Source organism: Bosea sp. Tri-49, assembly GCF_003952665.1.
Lineage (GTDB): Bacteria > Pseudomonadota > Alphaproteobacteria > Rhizobiales > Beijerinckiaceae > Allobosea.
The window spans coordinates 5360634-5384266 of sequence record NZ_CP017946.1 but is presented as its reverse complement, the minus strand read 5'-3'; the positions used below and the strand labels follow the sequence as shown (position 1 = coordinate 5384266).

16 protein-coding genes are annotated in these 23633 nt (G+C 66.5%); 4 read left to right on the top strand and 12 right to left on the bottom strand.

All coding sequences use genetic code 11. From position 1 onward, the window contains the following. Window positions 1-37 precede the first annotated feature (37 nt). The 3 genes from BLM15_RS25925 (at window position 38) to BLM15_RS25915 (ending at window position 3340) form a co-directional block, all read left to right on the top strand. Window positions 38-1057, top strand: a complete 1020-nt coding sequence (locus BLM15_RS25925; protein WP_126115450.1) for an amino acid ABC transporter substrate-binding protein — start codon at window positions 38-40, stop codon at window positions 1055-1057. A 26-nt stretch (window positions 1058-1083) separates the two neighbouring features. Then, window positions 1084-2265 (top strand): amino acid ABC transporter permease, encoded by a 1182-nt coding sequence (locus BLM15_RS25920; RefSeq protein ID WP_126115449.1) that lies wholly within the window; start codon window positions 1084-1086, stop codon window positions 2263-2265. Between the two features lie 121 nt (window positions 2266-2386). Next, entirely contained in the window at window positions 2387-3340 is a 954-nt protein-coding gene (locus BLM15_RS25915; RefSeq protein WP_164547644.1) for an amino acid ABC transporter permease, read from the top strand. A 46-nt stretch (window positions 3341-3386) separates the two neighbouring features. On the opposite strand, the gene BLM15_RS25910 is transcribed toward BLM15_RS25915, so the two are convergent. From BLM15_RS25910 to BLM15_RS25890, 5 genes are all read right to left on the bottom strand, one after another. Further along, a complete protein-coding gene (locus BLM15_RS25910) occupies window positions 3387-5018 on the bottom strand; it encodes an ABC transporter ATP-binding protein (RefSeq protein WP_126115447.1) in 1632 nt (543 codons plus the stop codon). Further along, window positions 5015-5845, bottom strand: a complete 831-nt coding sequence (locus BLM15_RS25905) for an ABC transporter permease (protein ID WP_126115446.1) — start codon at window positions 5843-5845, stop codon at window positions 5015-5017. The genes BLM15_RS25910 and BLM15_RS25905 overlap by 4 nt, the downstream gene beginning before the upstream one ends. Before the next feature lie 3 nt (window positions 5846-5848). Further along, window positions 5849-6826, bottom strand: coding sequence for an ABC transporter permease (locus BLM15_RS25900; protein WP_126115445.1), 978 nt, complete (start codon window positions 6824-6826; stop codon window positions 5849-5851). A 28-nt stretch (window positions 6827-6854) separates the two neighbouring features. After that, a complete protein-coding gene (locus BLM15_RS25895) occupies window positions 6855-8459 on the bottom strand; it encodes an ABC transporter substrate-binding protein (RefSeq protein ID WP_126115444.1) in 1605 nt (534 codons plus the stop codon). 98 nt (window positions 8460-8557) lie between these two features. Continuing rightward, window positions 8558-9409 (bottom strand): VOC family protein, encoded by an 852-nt coding sequence (locus tag BLM15_RS25890; protein ID WP_126115443.1) that lies wholly within the window; start codon window positions 9407-9409, stop codon window positions 8558-8560. Between the two features lie 327 nt (window positions 9410-9736). Between BLM15_RS25890 and BLM15_RS25885 the strand changes: the two genes are divergently transcribed. After that, complete coding sequence (locus BLM15_RS25885) at window positions 9737-11065, top strand: NAD(P)/FAD-dependent oxidoreductase (RefSeq protein WP_126115442.1); 1329 nt, start codon at window positions 9737-9739, stop codon at window positions 11063-11065. Here the strand turns inward: BLM15_RS25885 and BLM15_RS25880 are convergent. The 7 genes from BLM15_RS25880 to BLM15_RS25850 form a co-directional block, all read right to left on the bottom strand. Beyond that, window positions 11062-11892 (bottom strand): inositol monophosphatase family protein, encoded by an 831-nt coding sequence (locus BLM15_RS25880; protein ID WP_206438572.1) that lies wholly within the window; start codon window positions 11890-11892, stop codon window positions 11062-11064. The genes BLM15_RS25885 and BLM15_RS25880 overlap by 4 nt on opposite strands. 32 nt (window positions 11893-11924) lie before the next feature. After that, window positions 11925-12767, bottom strand: coding sequence for an endonuclease/exonuclease/phosphatase family protein (locus tag BLM15_RS25875; RefSeq protein ID WP_126115441.1), 843 nt, complete (start codon window positions 12765-12767; stop codon window positions 11925-11927). 1 nt (window position 12768) lies between these two features. Beyond that, window positions 12769-13608 (bottom strand): carbohydrate ABC transporter permease, encoded by an 840-nt coding sequence (locus tag BLM15_RS25870; protein ID WP_206438706.1) that lies wholly within the window; start codon window positions 13606-13608, stop codon window positions 12769-12771. Between the two features lie 23 nt (window positions 13609-13631). Then, a complete protein-coding gene (locus BLM15_RS25865) occupies window positions 13632-14510 on the bottom strand; it encodes a carbohydrate ABC transporter permease (RefSeq protein WP_126115440.1) in 879 nt (292 codons plus the stop codon). A 4-nt stretch (window positions 14511-14514) separates the two neighbouring features. After that, the gene (locus BLM15_RS25860; RefSeq protein ID WP_126115439.1) at window positions 14515-15804 is read right to left on the bottom strand and encodes an ABC transporter substrate-binding protein; all 1290 of its coding nucleotides are present in this window, start codon (window positions 15802-15804) and stop codon (window positions 14515-14517) included. Window positions 15805-15856: 52 nt separating this feature from the next. Next, window positions 15857-16897, bottom strand: coding sequence for an ABC transporter ATP-binding protein (locus BLM15_RS25855; RefSeq protein ID WP_126116362.1), 1041 nt, complete (start codon window positions 16895-16897; stop codon window positions 15857-15859). Between the two features lie 176 nt (window positions 16898-17073). Continuing rightward, window positions 17074-23607 carry an autotransporter domain-containing protein gene (locus BLM15_RS25850; RefSeq protein WP_164547642.1) on the bottom strand — a complete coding sequence of 2178 codons (6534 nt, stop codon included), beginning with the start codon at window positions 23605-23607 and terminating at the stop codon, window positions 17074-17076. Window positions 23608-23633: the final 26 nt, after the last annotated feature.

Below are 23633 nucleotides of genomic sequence, written 5' to 3'. Positions count from 1 at the left end.
GCCTGACCATCCTCGCATGCCTCAAGGAGAGAGCATCATGTCGCGCTTTGCTGCAGCCTTGTTCGGAGCCGCCTCGCTGGCTTTCATCGCCCCGGCCCAGGCCGGATCCACGCTCGATGCCATCAAGGCGCGCGGCTCGCTCAAATGCGCGGTACAGGGCCCATCGAACCCGGGCTTCGGCGTACCCGGTTCGGGCGGAAAATGGATCGGCTTCAATGTCGAGCTCTGCCGCGCCATCGCCGCGACGATCTTCGGCGACGCCGACAAGATCCAGATCTCGGCCCTGACGACGCAGACCCGTTTCCCCGCGCTCCAGTCCGGCGAGGTCGACGTCCTCACCAACAACACGACCTATGTGATGACGCGGGATACGCAGTTGAAGTTCAATTTCCCAGCCATCAGCTTCATGGACGGCCAGGGCATTCTCGTGCCCAAGAAGCTGAATGTGGCCTCAGGCAAGGACCTCAATGGCGCCACTGTCTGCGTTCAGCCGGGAACCACGACCGAGCTCGCGCTCACCGACTTCTTCCGCAAGAACAACATGAAGTTCACGCCCGTCGTGATCCAGTCGCGCGACGAGCTGACCCGGGCCTATGCGGACGGGCGCTGCGATGCGCTGACCTCGGACGCGACCACGCTCGCAGCGCAGCGCTCGACCCTGGCCAATCCGGCCGAGCACATCATCCTGCCCGACCGGCTCTCCAAGGAGCCGCTCGGCATCGCCGTCCGACAGGGCGACGAGGAATTCCGCGACATCATCGCCTGGAGCTTCAACACGCTGGTCAACGCCGAGGAACTCGGCATCACCCAGGCCAATGTCGACGAGATGGCGAAGAGCACCGACCCCGAGATCCGGCGCTTTCTTGGGGTCGAGCCCGGCCTCGGCGCTGCGCTCGGGGTGAACGAGAAATACGCCTACACCATCATCAAGCAGATCGGGAATTATGGCGAGCTTTACGAGAAATATCTCGGCGAGAAGACCCCGCTCGCCATCCCGCGCGGCCTGAACCGGCTCTACACGCAAGGCGGTGCCCTCTACACGCCGCCGTCGCGCTGAGCCGTCGGCGAACCGGGATCATAGTCATGACGCCTGTCGCTCCGGCCAGATCTCGCAGCCTTGCCGATCTGTGGAACGACATCGGCGTCCGGAAGATGGTCTTTCAGGCGGCTTTGCTCGCCTGTGTAATCGCCGTCGCCGTGCTCCTCTGGTGGAACGCGTCAGGCAACATCGCCCGGCGCGGCCTCGAGGTCGGTTTCGCCTTCCTCCACAGGACCGCGAATTTCGCCATCGGCGAGAGCATGATCCCCTACTCGCCGGCCGACACCTATGCCCGAGCGCTTCTGGCGGGGCTGTCGAATACGGTCGTGATCGCCTTTTTCGGCTGCCTGCTGACGACCGTCTTCGGCGTGCTGTTCGGTGTCCTCAGGCTCTCTCCGAACCCGTCCCTGTCGCGACTCGTCGGCGTCTATGTCGAGATCGGCCGGAACGTGCCGCTGCTGCTGCAGCTGTTCTTCTGGTATTCGCTCTGCACCCGCCTCAGCGGCCCGCGCCAGGCGATCTCGCCCCTGCCCGGCGTTTTCCTGTCGAACCGCGGCCTCAGGCTGCCGTCCTTCGTCGCCAATGACGGGCTGTTCTTCGCGGTGCTCGGCCTGGTCGTCGCCGGTATCGCCTGGCTCGCGCTGCAATGGTGGGCGCGGCGCGTTCAGGAGCGGACTGGCCGGAGGCCGCATATTCTCGCCTGGGGGCTGACCGTGCTGGCTCTCGCGCCGCTCGCCGGCTTGCAACTGGCCGCAAGCCCGATCGCGATCGATGTACCGGAGCTGCGCGGTTTCAATTTCGTCGGGGGGCAGGAATTGAGCCCCGAATTCGCCGCGCTGTTGTTCGGTCTCGTCTTCTACACCACGGCCTTCGTCACCGAGATCGTCCGCGGCGGCATCCAGAGCGTTCCCAAGGGCCAGTGGGAAGCGGCTCGCGCGCTCGGCCTGCCCGCGCGAAGGATCATGCGCCTCGTGATCCTGCCCCAGGCCATGCGCACGATCATTCCGCCGCTCGCCAGCCAGTACATCAACCTGACCAAGAACTCGTCGCTGGCGGTCGCCATCGGCTTCCCCGACCTGATCAACATCTCCAACACCGTGATCAATCAGACCGGCCAGGCGCTGGAGGTCATTTTCATCTTCATGGGCTGCTATCTGACGCTGAACCTCACCATCTCGGCGCTGATGAATCGCCTGAATGCCGCCTTTGCAATGAAGGGGCATTGAGATGGAGACGGCGTCCCTGTCTCGCCCGACAGCCGGCTGGTTGCCGGAAAGGCTCAGGCCTCTCTTTTCCGGTTGGGCGAACCTCGCGATCACCGCCGCCTGCACCGCCTTCAGCCTATGGTTGGCAGCGAAGCTTTATGCTTGGAGTTGGGCTGAAGCCGTCTTCCATGGTGACGCCGCCGCCTGCCGGGCAGCCTCGGGCGCCTGCTGGGCCTTCATCGCCGACAAGCTCGACTTCTTCATCTTCGGTTTCGTGCCTGAAGAGGCCCATTGGCGCGTCGTGCTGGCACTCTGTCTCATCGGCGCGCTGATCGCAGCTAGCCTCTACCGCGCCTTCTGGGGGCGCAGCCTGCTGCTGGCCTGGGTGGCGCTGCTCGTCTTCACCGCCCTCTTCCTGCAGGGCAGCGCCTTCGGCCTGACGCCGGCACCGTTGCGGACCTGGAGCGGCCTTGTCGTCACCGTCTGGATCGCGGTCGTCGCTCTCGCAACCGCCTACCCGCTCGGCCTGATCCTCGCGCTCGGGCGCCTGTCGCAGATGCGGGTCGTCCGCCTGCTCTCGATCGCCTGGATCGAGCTCGTGCGCGGCGTGCCGCTAATCTCGATCCTGTTCCTGGCCTCGATCATGGTGCCACTCTTCCTGCCCGAGGGCGTCGAGCTCGAAGTGCTCGTCAGGGCACAGGTCGGCTTCACCATCTTCGGCTCGGCCTATCTCGCCGAGATCTTCCGCGCCGGCCTGCAATCGGTTCCCCAGGGCCAATCGGAAGGCGCATCGTCACTAGCCCTGACGCGCTGGCAGACGCTGCGCCTCGTCATTCTCCCGCAGGCGCTGAAGGCCGTCATCCCCGCCCAGGTCAACACCTTCATCATGATCTTCAAGGACACCAGCCTCGTCTTGGTGATCGGCGTCTTCGACCTGCTGGGCACCTTCAAGGCGAGCCTCTCCGACCCAGCCTGGCTGGGCTTCTCGACGGAGGCCTATGTCGCCGGCGCCATATTCTACTTCGCAGTCTGCTTCGGCATGTCGCTCTACAGCCGGCACCTCGAAACGGCCCTGTCGCGGGAGCATCGAAAATAGAGGGCGCCATGCCGCGAAGGTCGAGATCGATGGCGGCGATCCCGGATCAGGTCATCGCCTCCTCGGCGAACCTTTGCCCTTCACCGAACTCGCGACCAGGGATCGAGGCGAGCAGCGCCTTGGTGTAGGGGTGCTGCGGCTCACCGAAAACCGTGCCGATCGGCCCGGCTTCCACCACCTCTCCGCTCTTCATCACCGCGACGAGATCACAGACCTGCGCCGCGACACGCAGATCATGGGTGATGAAGACGATCGACAAGCCGAGGCGTTGCCGCAGCTCCGCCAGGAGCTTCAACACCTGCGCCTGCACGGACACATCGAGCGCCGAGACCGGCTCGTCGGCGACCAGCACCTCCGGCTCCAGCGCCAGCGCCCGGGCAAGGCCGATGCGCTGGCGCTGGCCGCCGGAGAATTCATGCGGGTAGCGTTCGGTCGAGGCCGGGTCGAGCCCGACCAGCCCGAACAGTTCCCTGGCCCGAGCCATCGCCTGAGGGCGCGCCATGCCATGCACGATCAGCCCCTGCGCCACCGCCTCGCCGGCCTTGCGGCGCGGATTCAGCGAGGCGAACGGATCCTGGAACACCATCTGGATATCGCGCGTCGCCGATCGCATCTCCTCGCGGCTGAGGCTGGCGAGGTCGACGCCGTTCAGGCGAATCTCGCCGCTCTCGGGATCGATCAGCCGCACCAGGCAACGCGCCAATGTCGACTTGCCCGAGCCGGACTCGCCGACGATGCCGAGCGTCGCGCCCTTGGGCAGCACCAGCGAGACATCCTTGACCGCATGGGTGACGCGCTGGCCGCGCCCGAGGAAACCGCCGGTGCGATAGGTCTTCGAGACATGGCCGATCGTCATGATCGGCTCGTCGGACAACAGCCGCGGCGGCGGCGCCTTCAGCGGCGGAACCGCGGCGATCAATTGCCTGGTATAGGCGTGCTGCGGATCGCCGAGCACGGCCTGCGTCGCGCCTTGCTCGACGACCTGGCCCTTGCTCATCACCGCGACCCGGTCGGCAATCTCGGCGACGACGCCGAAATCATGGGTGATGAACAGGACAGCCGTGCCCTTGCGGCGCTGCAGATCGCGGATGAGCTTGAGAATCTGCGCCTGGGTGGTGACGTCGAGTGCCGTCGTCGGCTCGTCGGCAATCAGTACCTTGGGATCGAGCGCCAGCGCCATCGCGATCATGGCGCGCTGGCGCTGGCCGCCGGAAAGCTCGTGCGGATAGGCCTTGAAGGCGAGCGTCGGATCGGGAATGCGGACTTCCTCGAGCAGCGCGAGCGTGCGGGCCTTGATCTCGGCCGCGGACAATTCGGTATGCAGCTCGAACATCTCGCCGATCTGATCGCCGATGCTGCGCAGCGGGTTGAGCGCCGTCATCGGCTCCTGGAAGATCATGGCGATGCCGGCGCCGCGCACCTTGCGCATCTCGGCTTCGCTGAGCCCGCAGAGGTCGCGCGCCTCGAACAGGATGCGGCCACCGTCGATCGTGACGCCACCGGGCAGGAGCCGCATGATCGCGTTGGCCATCATCGACTTGCCGGAGCCGGATTCGCCGACGACGCAGAGGATCTCGTTCGCCGCCAGCGAGAGCGAGACCTGTTCCATGGCGTGCGAACGATCGCCGCCGGCCGGCAGCTTCACGCTGACATCGTCGAGGACGAGGATCGGGCTCATCGGCTCTTCAGCCTCGGATTGAGGGCGTCGTTGAGCCCCTGCCCGACCAGCGAGACGGCAAGCACTGTGACGAGGATGGCGATGCCGGGAATGGCCGAGACATACCATTGCACGCGCAGCACATCGCGGCCGGCGCCGATCAGATTGCCCCATGAGGCGACGTTCGGGTCAGAGAGCTTGAGGAAGGCCAGCGCGCTTTCGAGCAGGATCGCGATCGCCATCACCACGCTGGCATAGACGATCACCGGCGGCAGCGCGTTCGGCAGGATCTCGCCGAAGATCAGCTTGATGTCCTTGAGGCCGAGCGTCCGGCCGGCCTGCACGAATTCGCGGTTGCGCAGCGAGAGGAACTCGGCCCGCGTCAGCCGGGCAGAAGCCGGCCAGGAGACGATGCCGATTGCGACCGTCACGGTGGTGATGGTCGAGCCGAAGACCGCGACCAACACCAGCAGCAGCAGGAAGTTCGGCAGGGTCTGGAACGCCTCAGTGACGCGCATCAGCGCGGTATCCACCCAGCTGCCGTAATAGCCCGCAAGGGCGCCGATGGTGATGCCGATCATGACCGAGATCACCGTCGCGACGCCGCCGATCAGCAGCGAGATGCGAGCGCCATGGAAGATCTGGGCGGCGATGTCGCGGCCGGAATTATCGGTGCCGAGCAGGAAGCGCGGATTGCTGAACGGCCAGATCAGCGGCCGCCCGGCGAGCGCCAGCGGATCGCGCGGATAGAGAAAGTCGGCACTCGCGGCCATGGCGAGCACGAGGATGAGCAGCAAGAGGCCGATGACGGCAGCGGGGCTGCGGACATAGAGCTTCACCAGGTCCATGGCTCAGCTCCCCGCCGTGATGCGCGGATCGAGCCGGGCATAGAGCAGGTCGACGATGAAGTTGACTGCGATCACCAGCAGCGCGGAGACGAAGACGATGCCGAGCAGCGTGTTGAGGTCGCGCTGGATCACCGATTCATAGGCAAGGCGCCCGAGCCCCGGCAGCGAGAACACACTTTCGACCACGACCGAGCCGCCGAGCATGGTGCCGGCCTGCAGGCCGATCAGCGTCACCATGGGCAGCAGCGCGTTGCGCAGCACATGCCGCACCACGACGCGCGTCTCGTCCATGCCCTTCGAGCGCGCAGTGCGGACGAAGTCGAGATTGAGCACTTCGAGCATCGAGCCGCGCATGATGCGCAGATAAATCGCCATATAGAACAGGCCGAGCGTCAGTGTCGGCAGTACGAGGTGCAGGGCGATGTCGAGCGTCCGCCGTAAGCCAGTGTAGCTGACGGCGATGTCCTCGAAGCCGCCGGCCGGTAGCCATTGCAGGTAGATCGAGAAGACGACGATCGCCATCAGCCCGAACCAGAAGGTCGGCATCGCATAGAACATCAGGCCGAAAGTCGAGATCAGCGTGTCCGGCCATTTATTGACGCCGCGCGCCGCGACGACGCCGAGGATCAGCCCGAAGAAGAAAGCGAAGGAAAGCGAAGCGGTCATCAAGAGGATGGTCGCCGGCAGCCGCTCGGCGATTACCGTCGCCACCGGCTTGCCGTAGATCGCGGAGAAGCCGAGATCGAGCCGGACCAGCCGCCAGAGATAATTGCCGAGCTGGGCCCAGACCGAGAGGTCGAGCCCGTAGAACTCGCGCAGCTGCTTGGCGGTGGTAGCGTCGCCGCCGCCCATCTGCGCCATCAGCGCATCGACGGTGTCGCCGGGCGCGAGCTGCAGCAGCAGGAAGACCCCGATCAGGATCAGGAACAGGGTCGGGATCGAGGCGGCAAGACGCCGCCCCGCGAGAGTCAGGACACGCATGGCAACACTGGCAAGGTTGGCGAGATCGTCACTCCGCCAGCCACAGATCGTGCCAGGAGGACGAACCCCAACGCGGCGTGTTGGAGTGGTTGCGGGCCTTGGCGCTGATCGCGGTCAGGAAGATCTGCTCGATCGGCGTCCAGATCGGCAGCTCGGTGTTGGCGCGCCGCACGAAGTCGCCATAGAGCGCCTTGCGCTTGGCCGTATCGACCTCGGTCGCCGCATCGTCGATGAGCTTGTCGATGGTCGGATCGGTCCAGTCCCACTGATTGGTCCAGGGTGCGCCCTTGGGCTGGCCGGAGCGGTACCACACCGTGGTCGAGACGGCCGGGTCGTTGCGGTACTGGTGCCAGCCGGTGGCGAGGTCGAAGGCGTGGTCGTCATAGACCTGCTTCAGATAGCCGCCGCCATCGGTGCGAACGATCTCGACCTTGATGCCGACGTCGGCGAGCGACTGCTGGATGAAGGTGGCGAAGAGCGTGATGTCCTCACCCCAGGGCGCAGGCAAGAGCCGCAGCGAGAAGCGCGTTCCCCCAGTGCCGGGCTTGAAGCCGGCCTCGTCGAGCAGCTTCGCGGCGAGCTTCTTGTCGAACGGATACTGCGGGCCGTTGTCGGCCGGATAGAAATCGGTCGAAACCGAGGGGATCGGCCCGGTGCCGCGCTTGGCGAAATCACCGAGGAAGTTCTCGATGAAGAACGGGATGTCGAGCGCATGCGCGATGGCGCGCCTGACGCGGATGTCGGCGAGCTCCTTGCGGCGGAAATTGAACTCGATCGTGTTGGTACGGGCGTTGCCCTCATTGCCCTTGGTCGAGACGATGAAGCGCGGATCCTTGCCGAGGCGGGCCGAGTCCGAGATCGTCAGGCCTGAGAACGGACTGTAATGGATCTGCCCGGCTTCCATCTGGGCGGCCGCCGCGGCGCGGTCGGTGACCACGCGCCAGACGATCCTGTCGAGATAGGGCGCGTTGGCGCGCCAGTAGTTCGGATTGCGCTCGGCGATGACGTGCTGGCCGCGCTCATACTGGACGAACTTGAACGGGCCGGTGCCGACCGGGGCGAGATTGACCGGGTTCTGGCGGATGTCGCCCTTGCCCTCGTAGAGATGGCGCGGCGAGACATAGCCGAGGTCCGGCAGGGCGCGCAGCAAGAGGTTGAGGGGCATCGGGCGCTCATAGCGGAATACCGCCGTCAGCGGGTCCGGCGTGTCGACCGCGGTGAGGAAGAGTTGCAGCGTGGTGCCGTAGTTCAGAATCTTCTTCCACATCTCCATCGCCGTGAACTGCACGTCGGCGGAGGTGAAGGGCTTGCCGTCATGCCAGGTCACGCCGGGGCGGAGCTTGAAGGTGATGGTCTTGCCGTCGGGCGCAGCCTCCCAGCTCTCGGCGAGCACGCCGACGGGCTGGCCCTTGGCGTCGAGGTCGACCAGCTGCTCCTGGATCTTGCCGCCGATGATGTAGACGCCGGTCGAGGCCTGCAGGCTCGGGTTGAGCTGGCGCTGCTCGGCGCCGTAATGGACGGTGAAGACGCCGCCCTTGCGCGGCGTTTCCTGGCCGAAAGAGCGCATCGGGAACAGCACGCTGGAGGCGATAGCGGCGCTGGTCATCAGCGCGGCGCGGCGGGTCATATCCATGGATGATCTCCTGGGCCGGCGTGCATATCAGGCACGATGGGGTCGTCACAAAGCCCCGTCAATGCGACGTGGCCGTTCTCGAAAAGGGGAAAGCCGCACTATTGCGGCAGGAAGCTCACGATCAGGCCATTGGCCGAGGCGGCGGGAACGCTGAGCACCGCACCATGGCGGACGCCGACAGGACCGAAAGCCTTGGCGGCGCCATCGAGATCGGTGCTCGCCAGCACGATCGCAACCGCTCCGGCTGGTCCGGCGCCGACCCGCACCGCATCCGGGTAGCGCCGGGCGAGGCCAGCGGCATCGTAGAACAGGAAGTCAGCGCGGTTGCCGCCGGAGGGCACCAGCCAGCCATCATCCTGCTGCTTGACTGGCTCGTCTATCAGCCGGCTCAGATGCTCGGCCGCGGCCTTCGGATCATCGGCGAGCACCTCGATGCGGATGATACGGCTCGCGCCATTGGCATGGCTCTGCAGCTCGGGAATCCAGACCGTCTCGCGGGTCAAATGCTGGCAGGCGAAGATACGCAGGCTGCCGGGGTTCTCGTCGAGCGGCCAGCGGAAGACGTTGAACTTGGCCTCGCCCTTGCCGCCATTGGGCAGGTCGACCGGACGGCCGAAATGGACAGGGCCAAGCGGCTCGAGGCCGCGGCTCTTGAGTTCGGCCGCACCGGCGGCTGCGTCATCGGTGGTGAAGGCGGCCCGCTCGATGCCCTCGCGTTCCCGGAGGAAGTCGCGGGTCGGCTTGTTGTGCTCGGTCTCGGCGAGGATGCCGAGCAGCTCGACATAATCGTCGCCGAACATGATCGTATAGTTGCCGCTGCCGAGAATGGCCGAGTGCGTGCCGCGCGGCGAGACAGTGAAGCCGAGGCTCTGCCATTGCCGGGCCGAGGCGTCGAGATCGCGAACCGTCACCACGACATGATCGAGACCGAGAATGTGCTTGAGCGGCATGACGCCCCCTTGTGACCAGAACCCAACGGAAGGGAGAGTTCATCCGAACGGAAGTTAGGGCGCAACCGTTTCGAGATGACGTTTCCGGCAGCCCCCGCTGCGCGGGAGACATAGCGTCGAGAGAATAGAATTTTCAAGGAGACGAGAGAAGAAGCCGAAATTTGGTAGAATCCATTCGTTTCAACCAAAAAATATAGAAAACTATTCTCCGATGGATGAACAGCCGGGAACGGCCTGCTTGCAGCACGGCGGACATGGCGGCAAGGATAAGGCAGCGCCCGTCACGCGGGTCCTGCCTCACCCGCATCCAGCCGAAAGACGCCGCCGATGACTGCCCCCTCCCCCGTCGCCTGGCCACCCTCGCTTTGGGCTGCGACGGCTCAGCCCGGCCCTGTGCTCGGGACGCTGGAAGGCGCGGTCGAGAGTGACGTCGTGGTGATCGGCGCCGGCTTCACCGGGCTGTCGACCGCGATCCATCTGCGCGAGAGCGGGGTCGACGTCACCATCCTGGAAGCGGCCGAGCCGGGCTGGGGCGCTTCGGGGCGCAATAACGGCCAGGTCATCCCGACGCTCGCCGGCCATGATCCCTCGGCGATGACCGCCCGGCATGGCGAGGCCGGCGAGCGCTTCAACGCCGTGCTGCGCGACGCCGCGCAATATCTCTTCGACCTCGTGCAGAAATACGAAATCCCGGCCGAAGCCGAGCAGGCCGGCTGGGTCCAGCCGGTGCATTCGCCGGGACGCTTCAAGCTCGCCGAGAAGCGCGTCCGGGAATGGTCGGCGATCGGGGCGCCGGTCGAACTGCTCGATCGTGCCGGTGCAGCGGAAATGCTGGGCTCGGACGCCTGGTTCGGCGGCTTCTGGAACCGCACCGGCGGACACATCAACCCGCTCGCCTTGACCCGCGGCCTCGCCGAGGTCGCGCTCAAGCTCGGCGCGACCATCCATGCGCGCTCGCCGGCGGTGAGCATGGTGCATCAGAACGGCCGCTGGCTGGTGACGACGGCGAAGGGCTCGGTGACCGCCCGCGCGCTCGTGCTGGCGACCAATGCCTATACCGGCGAGTTCGAGCCCAATCTGGCCCCGGAGATCGCCAATGAGGTCATCCCGGTCCTGTCCTGGCAGATGGCGACCAAGCCGGTCAGCGACAACATCGCCAAGACCGTGATCCCCGGTCGGCAGGCGATGTCGGATACCCATCGCGAGCTCTATTTCGCCCGCTGGGACGCGCGCAATCGCCTGGTCACCGGCGGCGCCGCGATCTTGCCCGGCGCCGGCGGTGCCAATCTGCGCCCGACGGTCGCGGCGCGGCTGAAGCGGCTCTGGCCGCAGCTCGGCGATGTCGAGTTCGACTATGTCTGGTCCGGTTATGTCGGGATGACCCCCGACAATCTGCTGCAGCCGCAGGTGCCGGGCTATCCGCGCATCCACCAGCTCGGACCGAACGGTTTTGGCTGGGTCGGCTGCAATGGCCGGGCCGTCGCGCTGTCGATCTCGCTCGGCCGCGAGCTGGCCAAGGCGACGCAGGGCGTGGCTCTCGAGACTTTAGGCCTGCCACTCTCGACGCCGAAGCCGCAGCCCTTCCAGGGCCTGATCCGCCGGATCGCGCCGCTGGCCTTGCCGCTCTACCGCAGGCTGGACGCGCAGGAGATCTAGGCGGTCTCACCCAAGAGGATTGTGCGGATTTCCAGCCAGCTCTGCGCATCGGGCGCGCAGAGCAGGCCGAGCGTCGGCTGCGCCGGCCGATAGGACTGGCCGTCCAGCATGCGGACATGGCCGCCGGCTTCGGCATGGATCAGCGAGCCCGGCGCATGATCCCAGGGGTTGAGCCGGCCATAAAGCAGGAAATGGCCGTTGCCGGCGGCGGCGAGCCGGTATTCATGGCCGCAGCAGCGCAGCGAGCAGACGTTGGCGAAGGCTGGCGTGCGTCCGGGCAGCGTGCTGCGCAGCGGCTCCGGGAAATACTGCCAGCTCATCATGCCGGTCATCTCGCGCGGAGCCGCCGCCGGCGCCACCCGCAGGTCGCGGCTGATACCGTCACCGGCGAGCCAGGCGCCTTCGCCGCGCAGCGCCATGGCGCTGTCGGCGACGACGGGATCATGGATCACCGCGGCGACGACCTCGCCCTTGACGACCGCCGCCGCCATCACCGCAAAGAGCGGCAGGTCGGAGGCATAGTTCAGGGTGCCGTCGATCGGGTCGATGACGAAGGCGAGCTCGGCGTCGCCAAGCCGCTCGATCAGGGCCGGGTCGGCAGCGGCCGCCTCCTCGCCGATCAGCACCGCGCCCGGAAAGGCGCGAGCGAGCTCGGCGCCGATGAAGCGCTCCGCCGCTTCGTCGGCCTCGGTGACCAGATCGGTCGCCGAGCGCTTCTCGCGGATCTCGCCTTCGCCCAGATTGCGGAAGCGCGGCATGACCTCGCGCCGGCCCGCCTCTGCGAGGATGCCGGCGAGCCTCTCATGGTCCTGGCGGGTGAAGATCATCGTGGTCCAGTCGGCAAGGTAGTGGGCTTCGATCAGCCGAGATCGAACTCGACAAGAATCGGCTGGTGGTCGGAAACCTTGGTCTCGACGTCGCAGGCGATGCTGCGGGCCCGGGCGGCGAGATCGGGCGTCGCCAGTACATAGTCGAGGCAGCCAGGCTGCCCATAGGTCTGGTCGAACAGATTGGCGGTCGGCGGGTGCGGAACCTCGCCCTTCACCGCGGCCCAGAGATCGACCAGTGGCGGCTCGCCGCCACCGAAGGGCGCCAGCAGCCGCGCCAGCACCGGATCGTCCGGCCGCATGTTGAAGTCGCCGGTCAGCACCGCGCTCGGCGAGCTCGGCGTCATCCGGTAGGTATGCGGCCCGGCCGAGCGTGGCGTGGCATGGCGGGCCAGCGCCATGCGGTGCGCTTCGCGGATGCCCTCGACCTGCGCAGCGCGCAGCGTCGATGACGAGTATTCGAGATGCGTCGTCATCAGCCTGACCGGGCCGAGCGGCGTCAGCGCCATCGCTTCGATCAGCATGCGCGGCATGTTGCGGGTCTCCGCGGCCTCCCAGGGCAGGAGATGGCGCAGCGCCTGCGCAACCGGATAGCGCGTCAGCAGCAGGTTGCCGAAGCGCTGGCGGCCGCCCTTGCCGTCGGCGACATCGACGCCGATGCCCTCGATCGCGGTGAAGCCCGGCAGCAGCTCGGCGAAGCGGGCGAACTGGTCGGCATCGTCGTTGAAGTCGAGCTCGGGGAAGTTGTCGGCGACCTCCTGCAGGCAGAGCACGTCGAAATCCGCCATCTGCCGGGCGTGGGCGACGACGCGCGCCGGATCGACGCGGTCGTCCATGCCGCGAGCCCACTGGATGTTCCAGGTGATCAGCTTCATCTCACTTGATTCCTGCGCGCATGAAACTCTGCACGAACTGACGCTGGAACAGCAGGAAGCCGACCAGCAGCGGCGCCGAGGTCATCAGCGTCGCGGCGCAGATCACCGCCCAGTCGATGCCCTGGTCGCTCGACGAGAACACCTGCAGGCCGACCGTCAACGGCCGCGACTCCACCGAATTGGTGACCAGCAGCGGCCAGAGGAAGTTGTTCCAGTGATAACTCACCGAGACCAGCCCGTAGGCGATATAGGTCGGCTTGGCGAGCGGCACATAGACCTGCATCAGCACCTGCAGCGGACTGGCGCCCTCGACACGAGCCGCGTCGTCGAGCTCCTTCGGCACGGTCTTGAAGGTCTGCCGCAGCAGGAAGATGCCGAAGGCCGAGGCGATATAGGGCAAGGCGATCGCCGGGATCGTGTCGATCAGGTTGACCCTGGCGAGGGTGCGGTAGTTCTCGACGATCAGCGCGTCGGGCATGATCATCAACTGCGCCAGGATCAGCGCGAAGGCGATGTCGCGGCCCCAGAAATCCTGCCGCGCCAGCGCATAGGCCGCGAGCGTCCCCAGCATGAGCTGGAAGGCGAGGATCATAGTGACGAGGATGAAGGTGTTGAGGAAATAGCGCGCGAAGGGTGCGGCCGCCCAGGCGCGGGTGAAGTTGTCCAGTGTGAGCGGGGCGGTCAGTTCGAAACGGGTGGTGTACTCGGCCGGATGGATCGCCGCCCAGATCGCATAGGCTAAGGGCAGCACCCAGATCAAAGCGAGCAGGATCGCCCCCAGGGATTCGAGCGTCAGCGCCAGGCCCTTCGGCGCGTAAGGATCAGGACGGGTCGCGGCCATCGGCTGCGGTCGAGGCGCAGCGCTCATTGATAATGCGTCCTGCGTTCGAGCCAGCCATACTGGACGAACGCGACGAGCGCGAGCAGCGCCAGCAGGACGCAGGTCAAGGCCGCCGCATAGGCAGTGTCCCAAAATCCGAAGCCGACCTGGTAGATGTAGAACAAGAGCAGCGTCGTCGCATTGTCCGGGCCGCCGCGCGTCATCACGAAGATATGGTCGACCATGCGGAAGGCGTTGATCACCGCATTGATCAGTACGAACAGCGTCGTCGGCATCAGCAGCGGGAACTGCACGCGCCGGAAGAACGTCCAGCGCGAGGCGCCCTCGATCGCCGCCGCCTCGCCCAGGCTAGGCGGGATCGCCTGCAGCGCCGCGAGATAGAAGATCATGAAGAAGCCGGCTTCCTTCCAGATCGCGACGATGGTGACGGCATAGAGCGCCGTATCCTGCGAACCCAGCCAGTTGGTCGAGCGCCCGCCGAAGGCGCCAACGATCTGCTCGAGCAGGCCGTATTGCGGAGTGAAGAAGAACAGCCAGATATTGGCGACCGCGATCATCGGCAGAATGGTAGGGGTGAAATAGGCCATCCGGACCAGAGTCCGGCCGGCGATCCTGTCGTTGACCCAGACCGCCATCAGCAAGGCCAGCGCGATTGAGGTCGGGATCGTGCCCATGGCGAACCAGAGATTGTTCGCCATCGCCTTCCAGAAGATCGGGTCGGCCAGCATCTGCTCGTAATTGTCGAGCCCGACGAAGCGCGCCGGACGGCGCGCCCGCGGGGTCGACATGAAGCTGTCGATGAAGCTCGCGACCGCGGGCCAGTGCGTGAACAGGGCTAGGCACGCCATGGCCGGCAGCAGGAGCAGCCAGCCATGGATCGTCGCGGTCGCGCGGTTGTTCATCGGCTCAGCGATAGGACTTCAGGATGCGCTCGGCCTCGACCTGCGCGTCCTCCATCGCCTTCTGCGGCTGCTTCGTGCCGGTCAGCGCCGCCTGCAGGCCGTCGTTCAGCGCCTTGGTGACGCGCTGGTTCTCATGGGTCGAGAGCTCGGCGACGGCGGTCGGCAGCTGATCGCGCGCGACGAGGGCCTGCGGGAAGTCGGCGACGTATTTCTTCATCGCCTCGGTCTCGTAGGCCGCCGGCGTCACTGCGACATAGCCGGTATCGGCGCTCCACTGCGCCGCCCGCTCCGGCGTGGTGATCCAGCGCACGAACTTGAACGCCGCTTCCTGCTCGGCCGGGCTCGCCTTCTTGGAAAGGTAGAAATTGCCGCCGCCAGTCGGGCTGCCTGGCTTCTTGCTGGCAGGCAGCACGGCGACGCCAAAGGGGAATTTTGCGTTGGTGCGGACATTGGTCAGGTTGCCGGTGGTGGTCCACATCATCGCGACCTTCTTCTCGAAGAAGTCGCGCGGCGTGGTGCCCCATTCGACGATGCCCGGCGGATGGACCTTGTGCTTCTGCGAAAGGTCGACCCAGTACTGCAGCGCCTCGACGACCCCGGGATTGGCATAGTCGGTCTTGTCACCGGCCGCATTGGCGAGGATAGCGCCGGCCTGCGTCGTCAGCCCCTGGAAGAGCCAGTACGGGAAGCCCGAAGACGGGATCTGGATGCCCCATTGGCTGGTGTTGCCGGCGGCGTCACGCTTGGTCAGCTTCTGCGCGAATTCAAGCTGCTCGGCCCAGGTCGTCGGCGGCTTCTCGGGATCGAGCCCGGCTTCCTTGAACAACTCCTTGTTCCAGTAGAGCACCACCGTGGAGCGCTGGAACGGGATGCCCCAGGTTTTGCCGCCGGTCTGGCTGTTGGCCATGAAGCCGGGGAAGAAACTCGACAGCCACTTCTTGTCGTCCTCGGTCTTGATGAAGGGATCGAAGGGAACGATCGCTTCCTCGTCGATCAGCGTGAACATGTCGGTCGAGAGCAGCACCGAGAGCACCGGCGGCGTGCCGCTCTTGTGCGCAGTCAACGCCTTGACGATCGTCTCCTGATAGGTGCCGGCATAGATCGGCTTGACCTTGATGGTCGGGTTTTCCTTCTCGAAGCCGGCGGCATAGGCATCGATCAGCTTGGTGATCGGCCCGCCCACGGCGACCGGAAAGAAGAAGGAAATCTCGGCGGATTGGGCGAAAGCGGGCCCTGCCACGGCAAGCGAGCCAGCGAGGGCCGCACTGCCACCAATGAATTCACGCCTGTCCATATCTCATTTCTCCCCTGCTACGGCGTTTGAACGCCTGGTTATTCAGGCGTCGTCAGTCGAGGACGAGCCTTTGCTCGGTCTTCAGGTCGAACCAGTGCAACGCCGCCTGCGACAGCCTGATATGGACCCGGTCGCCCGCCGCGGCGCGGACCTTGCCGGGCCGGCGCACGATGAAGGGCTGGCCGTCGATACGCGTCTCGACCAGCGTGTCGGCGCCGAGATACTCGACGGCTACGACATCGGCGGCGATGCCGGCATCGGTGAGTTCGGTCATTTCAGGGCGGATGCCGACGGCGAGCGAGCCCGGCTCGGCATGGGATGGCGGCGCGAGACCTTCGCCGCCCGCCGCCAGGACGGAGGCGAGCGGAATGACGTTCATCGGCGGCGTGCCGACGAAGCGCGCGACGAAGATCGTCGCCGGGTTCTCGTAGAGCTGGTCGGGCGGCGCATCCTGCTCGATCCTGCCGGCGCGCATCAGCACGACCTGGTCGGCCATCGTCATCGCCTCGACCTGGTCATGCGTGACATAGACCATGGTGATACCGAGGCGCTGCTGCAGTTCGCGGATCTCACGTCGCATCTCGACGCGCAGCTGGGCGTCGAGATTGGAGAGCGGCTCGTCCATCAGGCAGACCGGCGCCTCGGCGACGATCGCGCGGCCGAGCGCGACACGCTGCTGCTGGCCGCCGGAGAGCTGCGAGGGCTTGCGCTCGAGCAGGCCGGTGAGCCCGAGGATCGAGGCGGCGCGCTTGAGCCGCTCGTCGCGGTCGGCGCGCGAGACCTTCCGCACCTTCAGGCCGAACAGGATATTCTCGGCGACCGAGAGATGCGGGAACAGCGCATAGTTCTGGAACACCATGGCGATGCCGCGTTGCGACGGAGCCGCGCGGGTAACGTCGCGCCCGCCGATCGCGATCGAACCGGTGCTGCTGTCTTCCAGCCCGGCGATCAGCCTGAGCGTGGTCGACTTGCCGCAGCCGGAGGGGCCGAGCAGCGCAACGAGCTTGCCGCCCTCGACGGTAAAGCTGATGTTGTCGACGGCGGCTGCGCCGCCCCAGCTCTTCGAAACGGCCTTGAGCTCTACCGAAACCATTCGCGACCCGGCCATCCCCAGCGATGTATCATAAGCCGGCGCAAGAATCCGGCCTGCCGGCTACGAGCCGAGCATGATGCTAAAACTCGTGCTGAGACAAGAGCGGGCTGGTATGCGCTCACATTGCTCCTGTGCGATTGTCAGTAAGCGGTCGCCTCTTGTCCGTGCCTGCCCGATCAGAACCTGACCGCGAGCCTGGCATTGAAGGCGTGGTCGGTAGCGCGCTGCGCGAGCTGACCGTCATAGGAGACCGCCACTTCGGCGCCCGGCGTGAGGTTCAGCGCCAAACCTGCGCCGACGACCAGCGCATCACGGGCGATCGGAACGCCCGCGATCGAGAATGGCGCGCCGCCGGCAAAGCTCTGCAATGACACTGGGGTGACATCGCCTGCGGCGCGGCGCCAGCCAAGTGCGCCATTGAGCTGGGCGGGCGTGCTGCCGAGATCGAAGCTTATCTGCGCGCACAGGCCCAGCGTCGCGAAGGCCACGGCGGTGGTCTGCGCCTTGGCGGAGAGGGCAGCAACACCCCCGGTCTCAGTAAAGGCGCTGCTGCGCAGATTGACATAGGCGAGATTGGCGAAAGGCTCCAACGCAGCCGGGCCGAGATCGAGCCGATAGGCGATCTCGGCAAAGGCCTGGAGGCTGCGGGCGTCATAATCCGACTTCAGCGTCTCGCCGAAGCCCGGGAACGACACCGTGCGCCGCGTCGAGATCTCGTGCCAAGCATAGGTTAGGCCGCTGCTCAGGCGGAAGCGATCGAAGCGTGCACCGCCATAGAGGCCGATATGGTAATTATCCGCCTCGCCGCGGGAGAGGCGTTTGGCCACCTCGAAGGTCGAGCGCGAATAGCCGGCGGTGATGCCGATCCGTGCATCCTGCGCCGCCGCGATGTCGAAGCCGGCGACGAGCCCGTTATTCGAGCGGGTGAGCGATGCGGCATTGCCATCGCCGCGCGCCTGTCCCCAGGAGCCGAAGCCGCGCGCCCACAGCGCAGAGCTCTCCGCCGACCCCGTCGACACCGCGCCATTGCTGGAGGCATAAGCCAGCGTCGCGATGCGCGGCGCGCCGATCCCGTCGAAGGCGGCACGGACCCGGTCGGAGACGGCGCTGCGGGCGATCTGGCTGCCCTCGATCACGGCCGTCTTGGCCGAGGCGTGGATCTCGCCGGAGAGGCTGTCATAAGCGCGCCTGGCCTCGTCCTCGTTGCGCAATTGCGTGAAGCTGAGCCAGAGCGGACTGGCATCGCCGAGACTCTCGAGGCCAAGCGCCGTCTGCGCCTGATTGCGCGTCTGCGCGATCGCGGTGAAGGGCAGATCATTGCGCAGCAGGGTCAATGTGACGCTGGTCGCGTCGTAGTCTAGCGCCGGATCGAGGAAGAGATAGCGCGAGGTGGCGTCGTCGAAGCGGCCCTCGACGCCCTGTGCAGCCGTCAGGATGGTGTAGCGCTGATTTGCCCAATAAGCGCCGTCATCGCCGAGATGGACGACCGAGCCACCGGAGAGGCGCGCCTTGCCACTGGCGCGGATCAGGTCGCTCGACGTCCCGTCCGGGCTGACCTCGACCTCATAGGCCGCGCCGTGCGCGAAGCTGATGTCGCCGGCAACGGTCAGCGTGCCGATCGAATTGCCGGGCGCAATCGTCGCGCCGGAGCGGAGCGTCGTCGGTCCGACGGTGCCGCCGCCCTGCAGCCGGGCGCCGGCCTGCACGTCGAGCTCGCCGCCAAGCGCGCCGTTGACGACGAGCATACCGGCGGAAACCGTCGTCGAGCCGGCAAAGCCGGAGCTGTTGCCGGTCAATTCGAGCCCGCCCCTACCAGCCTTGGTGAAGCTGCCCGTTCCGGAGAACACGCTCGCCAGGCTGGCATCGCCCTGCTGGTTGAAGATGACCGCGCCGTCATTGGCGAGGTTGCCGGAGATGGAAGCCGCATCGCCGACGAGCGTGCCCGCCCTGACGATCGTGTTGCGGTAGTAGTTCGTGCCGGTCAGCGTCAGCGTGCCGGCGCCGGTCTTGATCAGGTCGCCATAGCCGTAGACACCGCCACTCAGCGTCGCATCATGGCCGTTGGTGTCGAGCGTGCCAGTGCCGATCAGCAGCACGGTGCGGTCCGTATTGAACGAAGCACCAAAACGCAGCGCGCCGCCGAGGAAGGTGACCGCGGTCCCGCTGGCGCCGAGATTGCCGTCGGCGGACACCTGGAGCGCGCCGGCGCGGATCAGCGTGCCGCCGGAATAGGAGTTGGCGCCGGTCAGGATCGTCGTGCCGGTGCCGGACTGGACGACGACGCCGCTGCCGGAGACTGAGCCCCCGAAGCTGTAGTCGTTCGAGCGATTGAAGCTGAGGACGGCATTGTTGACGATATTCCCCGCGAGGTCGCCGGTCGTACCGCCATCGCCGATCTGCAGCATGCCGGCCGCGACCGTCGTGCCGCCCATATGGGCCGCGCTGCCGGTCAGGACGAGCGTGCCCCAGCCCTCCTTGATCAACTGATCGCCAAGGATCGTTCCGCTGGTCGTGAAGGTGGTTCCGGCCCAGGTCTCGATCGTGCCGGTTCCCTGCAGGAAGACCGGCCGGCTGCTCGTGGTGTCGGCCAATGTCGCGAGTTTCGCGCCGGAGATCAGCAACGAAGCGTTCGCCGCACCAAGATTGGCGTCTGCCACGATGCCGAGCGTGCCGCCGATGATGCTGGTTCCGCCACTATGGGTATTGGTGCCGGTCAGCAGCAAGGTGCCGCTCCCGGCCTTGGTGAGGATGCCGCCAGTGCCGGTGATCCGCCCGGCGAAGACGCTGTCCTGCGCCTGATTGACTATCAGGTCCCCGTCCGTGCCGAGCGCGACCTCGCCGCCGGAGCCAGCCAGTAGGCTCATCGACAGGGCGAAACCGTTGAGGTCGAGTTTGCCGCCGGTCAGGACATAGTCGGTGCCGTTCGGCAGCGCGCCGGCGCTGTCGGCACGGATCGCGCCGGCGGTGATCAGCGTTCCGCCTGCCCAGCTGCCCGTTCCGAAGAGTGCGAGCGTGCCATCACCCCATTTGATCAGTCCACCGGCGCCACTCACTGCGCCGGTCAGGGTCAGCGTGGTACCAGGCGCGGTCTCGACCGCGCCGGTGCCGCGCAAGGTGACAGCGCGGGCGGAGACCATGTCGGCCGTGGTGTGCAGAGCGCCATTGTCGAAGGTCAGCCCGCCGCCGATCGCGCCGAGATTGCCTTCAGCCGCGATCTGCAAAGTACCGCCCGAGATGATCGTGCCGCCGCTATAGCTGTTGCTGCCCGACAGGATCAGCGTGCCATCTCCTGTCTTTTCGAGTCCTTCCGTGCCGGTGACGGTGACCGCGATCGTCGCGGTCTCGCCGTCGAGCACGCGGATCTCCGGCGTGGTGATGACGAAGCCGCCATTGTTGTAGCCGTGCAGGTTGAGGCTGCCGCTGGCACCGCCGACCAGCGTGTAGCTGCCGCCGGCGAACTGCAGCCCGACGGCGTTCTGCTGGCCATCCAAGGTGACCGTGCCGCCGGGCCCGCGAAAGACGCCGTAGCCGCTGCCCCATTGCGTCGCCGAGACGCCGCCGAGGTTCCACCAATTCTGGTTGGTCCCGTTCCAGGTGCCGCTCGCGCCGCCGGCGGGGCTCGTCCCCCAGAGCTGCAGAATATTGAGGCCGTTGGGAGTGACGAGCAGGTCGACGGCTCCGGCGCGGGAGGTGTCGATCCCATAGTCGTAGGTGATCACGCCAAGCGGCGGCCTGTTGCCAATGGCGCCGCCGGTGTTTGTCAGGCCGCCGGTGTAGGTGATGACCCGGTGATAGCCGATCTGCGGCTGGGAGCCGCCGGAGAGGTTCAGCGTCCAGCCATCGAGCGCGAGATTGCCGTTCACCAGCGTCGTCGTGGAATCTACGGTGACGGGATTGCTACTGCGCAGCTGATAGTCGTAGGCACTGCCGGCATTGAGCCTCAGCGTGCCGTTGACGATGAGCGCTGCGGCGTCCGATGGCTTGATCGTGCCACCAGCATTGGCGGTCAAGTTGCCATTGACGGTCAGCGAGGTCCGGCCCGAGGACGCGAGCGTGCCACCACTGTTGATCGTGGTCGCGCCGATCGTGCCTTCGCCAGCGACAATGCCGGCGGCGCTGATGGTAACGGTGCCGTCGAGGCGCGCTGTGCCCGCCATGCGCAGCGTGCTGTTCGCGACTGTCGTCGTACCCGAGAAGCCCGAGCTGTCGGCGGTGAGATTGGTCGTGCCAGACAGGACGCTGATCGCCCCGGCGCCGGAGATCGCGCTCGAGAAGGTGTAGTCGCTGGCGGTATGGTTGAAGACCAGCTTGCCGATACCAGCGCCGAAGCGGATGTCTCCCTCGAGCGCGCCGGAGGCGGCCGCGGCCTGCCCCGCAGCACTGCCAATGATGATCGTGCCCGTGCTGCCGGCATTCCTGGCGACATCGATCCGTTTGCCACGTCCGGCACCGGCCCGGCCGCCATCGGTGACGGTCAGCGTGCCGCTGCCAGTATTTCCGACCGTGAACATCGTCGCAGTCAGGCTCGATCCGGGACCGGACACCCGCGCCGAGCCCGTGCCGCCATCGCCGAGCACGAGGCTGCCGGCTCCGACATGCGAGCCGCTGCCGGTGACGTTGATAGCGCCGGCCCCGCCGCTCGTCGCGCCAGCGCGGATCGAGGCTGCACGAACGGTTCCGCCACTGGAGGCCGTGAGACTGCCCTGCCCTTGATTGCCGACGACAATCTGGCCGTCAGCGGCCCATGTCGCCCCAGCCCCCGTGACAACGACAGCCGCGACCGAGCCTATGCCGTTTGCGATCTGAGCATTCGCGGCTGTCAGTTGCGCGCTCGGCGCAAAGACGAGTGTTCCAGCCTCAACCGCCATGCTGCCGACGCGCGCAGTCGCAGCGCCCGAGAGCGTCCAGGTGCTCGCGCCGATCTTGTTGAAATCCAGGAAGCCCTGATACTGCGAGCCCAGTCCGCGCAGATCGAAGCTCGCATTCGCCGCACCACCGAGGATAAGCGTCGCATTGCTGCCGCCGAGGACCTTGCCGACGAGATTGTATCCCGCCTGCAGTTCCACCGCGTTGCCGCTGCCGTTGAGGGCGATGGCCGCTCCCTGCGAGCCCGGAACGAAACCCTGGCTGCCACCACCGCGAACCGCGCCCGCGATCGTAAGGGATGTGCCGCCACCGGTCACGCTGATGCCCGACCCGCCGGCGCCGCCGCGGCCGCTCGATGATTGCTGGCCGAGGCCGCCGAGCCCGCCGGCGACCTGCGCGCCGTTCTGGATCGTGATGCTGGCCTGGCCATCGACAAAGATGCCGGCGCCTCCGACGACTCCGGACGCCGCATAGCGGGCGTTGCCGCCGCCACCACCGGTCACGATTCCGCCCACCGTGATCGTGGCGGAACCCGTCACATGGATGCCGTCGCCACCCATTCCGGCCGCACCGCCGTAACCTTCGCGGCCACCATTGCCGCCCAGCGCGCGGCTATTGGATGCCAGCGTGATGATCGTGCTGCCACCGATGCGTCCATCGACCTCGATGCCAGAGCCGCCACGACCGCCGTTTCCGCCGGTCCCGAAATTGCCGCGGTTGCCGTCCGGCATGCCGCCGTAGCCGTGGCCCGAACCGCCGTCACCGCCGCCTCCGTTATCGCCGCCATCGCCTCCATTCCCGCCCTGGGCGGTGGTCGCGAAAAGACTGATCTGCCGGCCGTACAATGACAGGAGTCCAGCGCCGCCGGAGCCACCGTCGCCGCCGGAGCCGCCAGGGCCGCCATCGCCGGGATACATGCGGATCGGTACGCAGCCCCTGCCTGCTGGGAGGCAGACTTGTGTCTCATAGCCACCAGAGCCATGACCGCCATCGCCGCCGTTTCCACCGCGACCGCCATGGCCGCCCTGCAAAGTCGCATTGTTGGTCGTCACGATGAGGTTCGGCGGCGCTACCCAATGAAACCCGCCTGAAAATGGACTGTAGGTGAGCTGCTGGCCGGGAAGTGTCAGCCCCGCTGCTCCACCGCCGCCACCACCGCCACCACCGCCACCAGCGCCCCCATGCCCGATGAAAGGATCCCTATAGGAGTTGCCTCCCGTCCCTCCGTTCCCGCCATCACCGCCATGGCCACCCATCAGGCTGATCGTCTGGCCCGCGGTCAGCGATTTCCCGTAGAAATCGAGGCCGACGGCTCCGCCGCCACCGCCACCACCGCTGCCGCCATCATGTCCCGGCGCACCCGCTGCGCCGTGCGACGGCGAGCCACCTGTCGAACCGGACTGCCCGATATGCCCGAGATAACCGGGCGGGATCGACTGGAGAACAGACGAGGTGCCAGTGATGTCTCCACCTGCGCCGCCGCCATGGCCGCGCACACCGCTGCCACCCTTGCCGCCTTGGGATCCGCCGCCCGGTTGGGCATTGGCCCCGCCACCTCCGCCACCGCCGCCGCCGGAGTATTCGTTGCTGGAACTCCCTGCTTGTCCAGCGGTGGGACGACTGACGCCATGCGCACCGCCCGCCCCTCCCTTGCCGCTCACTTGTCCCCAAGCAGGCAGCGCCAGCACGAGCGGCGCGCATAGCGCAACCCGGCCAGCCATGGCGAGCAGTGCGCGCAGCATCGCTGTCGATGAGGCGAAGCTGTTCGACGCGTGAACGAGGCGCAGACCGGCAGCCGGCGCGCGCGCCGTGGTTGCCAGCTTGACGTCCGTCCAGTGTCTCAATGGCCCCGAGCCCTGCTCACGAAATC

Bases quoted from the DNA above. Each gene is read 5' to 3' on its own strand.
- BLM15_RS25925 (WP_126115450.1), top strand. From the start codon at position 38: ATGTCGCGCTTTGCTGCAGCCTTGTTCGGAGCCGCCTCGCTGGCTTTC.
- BLM15_RS25920 (WP_126115449.1), top strand. From the start codon at position 1,084: ATGACGCCTGTCGCTCCGGCCAGATCTCGCAGCCTTGCCGATCTGTGG.
- BLM15_RS25910 (WP_126115447.1), bottom strand. From the start codon at position 5,018: ATGAGCCCGATCCTCGTCCTCGACGATGTCAGCGTGAAGCTGCCGGCC.
- BLM15_RS25905 (WP_126115446.1), bottom strand. From the start codon at position 5,845: ATGGACCTGGTGAAGCTCTATGTCCGCAGCCCCGCTGCCGTCATCGGC.
- BLM15_RS25900 (WP_126115445.1), bottom strand. From the start codon at position 6,826: ATGCGTGTCCTGACTCTCGCGGGGCGGCGTCTTGCCGCCTCGATCCCG.
- BLM15_RS25895 (WP_126115444.1), bottom strand. From the start codon at position 8,459: ATGGATATGACCCGCCGCGCCGCGCTGATGACCAGCGCCGCTATCGCC.
- BLM15_RS25890 (WP_126115443.1), bottom strand. From the start codon at position 9,409: ATGCCGCTCAAGCACATTCTCGGTCTCGATCATGTCGTGGTGACGGTT.
- BLM15_RS25885 (WP_126115442.1), top strand. From the start codon at position 9,737: ATGACTGCCCCCTCCCCCGTCGCCTGGCCACCCTCGCTTTGGGCTGCG.
- BLM15_RS25880 (WP_206438572.1), bottom strand. From the start codon at position 11,892: ATGATCTTCACCCGCCAGGACCATGAGAGGCTCGCCGGCATCCTCGCA.
- BLM15_RS25875 (WP_126115441.1), bottom strand. From the start codon at position 12,767: ATGAAGCTGATCACCTGGAACATCCAGTGGGCTCGCGGCATGGACGAC.
- BLM15_RS25870 (WP_206438706.1), bottom strand. From the start codon at position 13,608: ATGGCCGCGACCCGTCCTGATCCTTACGCGCCGAAGGGCCTGGCGCTG.
- BLM15_RS25865 (WP_126115440.1), bottom strand. From the start codon at position 14,510: ATGAACAACCGCGCGACCGCGACGATCCATGGCTGGCTGCTCCTGCTG.
- BLM15_RS25860 (WP_126115439.1), bottom strand. From the start codon at position 15,804: ATGGACAGGCGTGAATTCATTGGTGGCAGTGCGGCCCTCGCTGGCTCG.
- BLM15_RS25855 (WP_126116362.1), bottom strand. From the start codon at position 16,897: ATGGTTTCGGTAGAGCTCAAGGCCGTTTCGAAGAGCTGGGGCGGCGCA.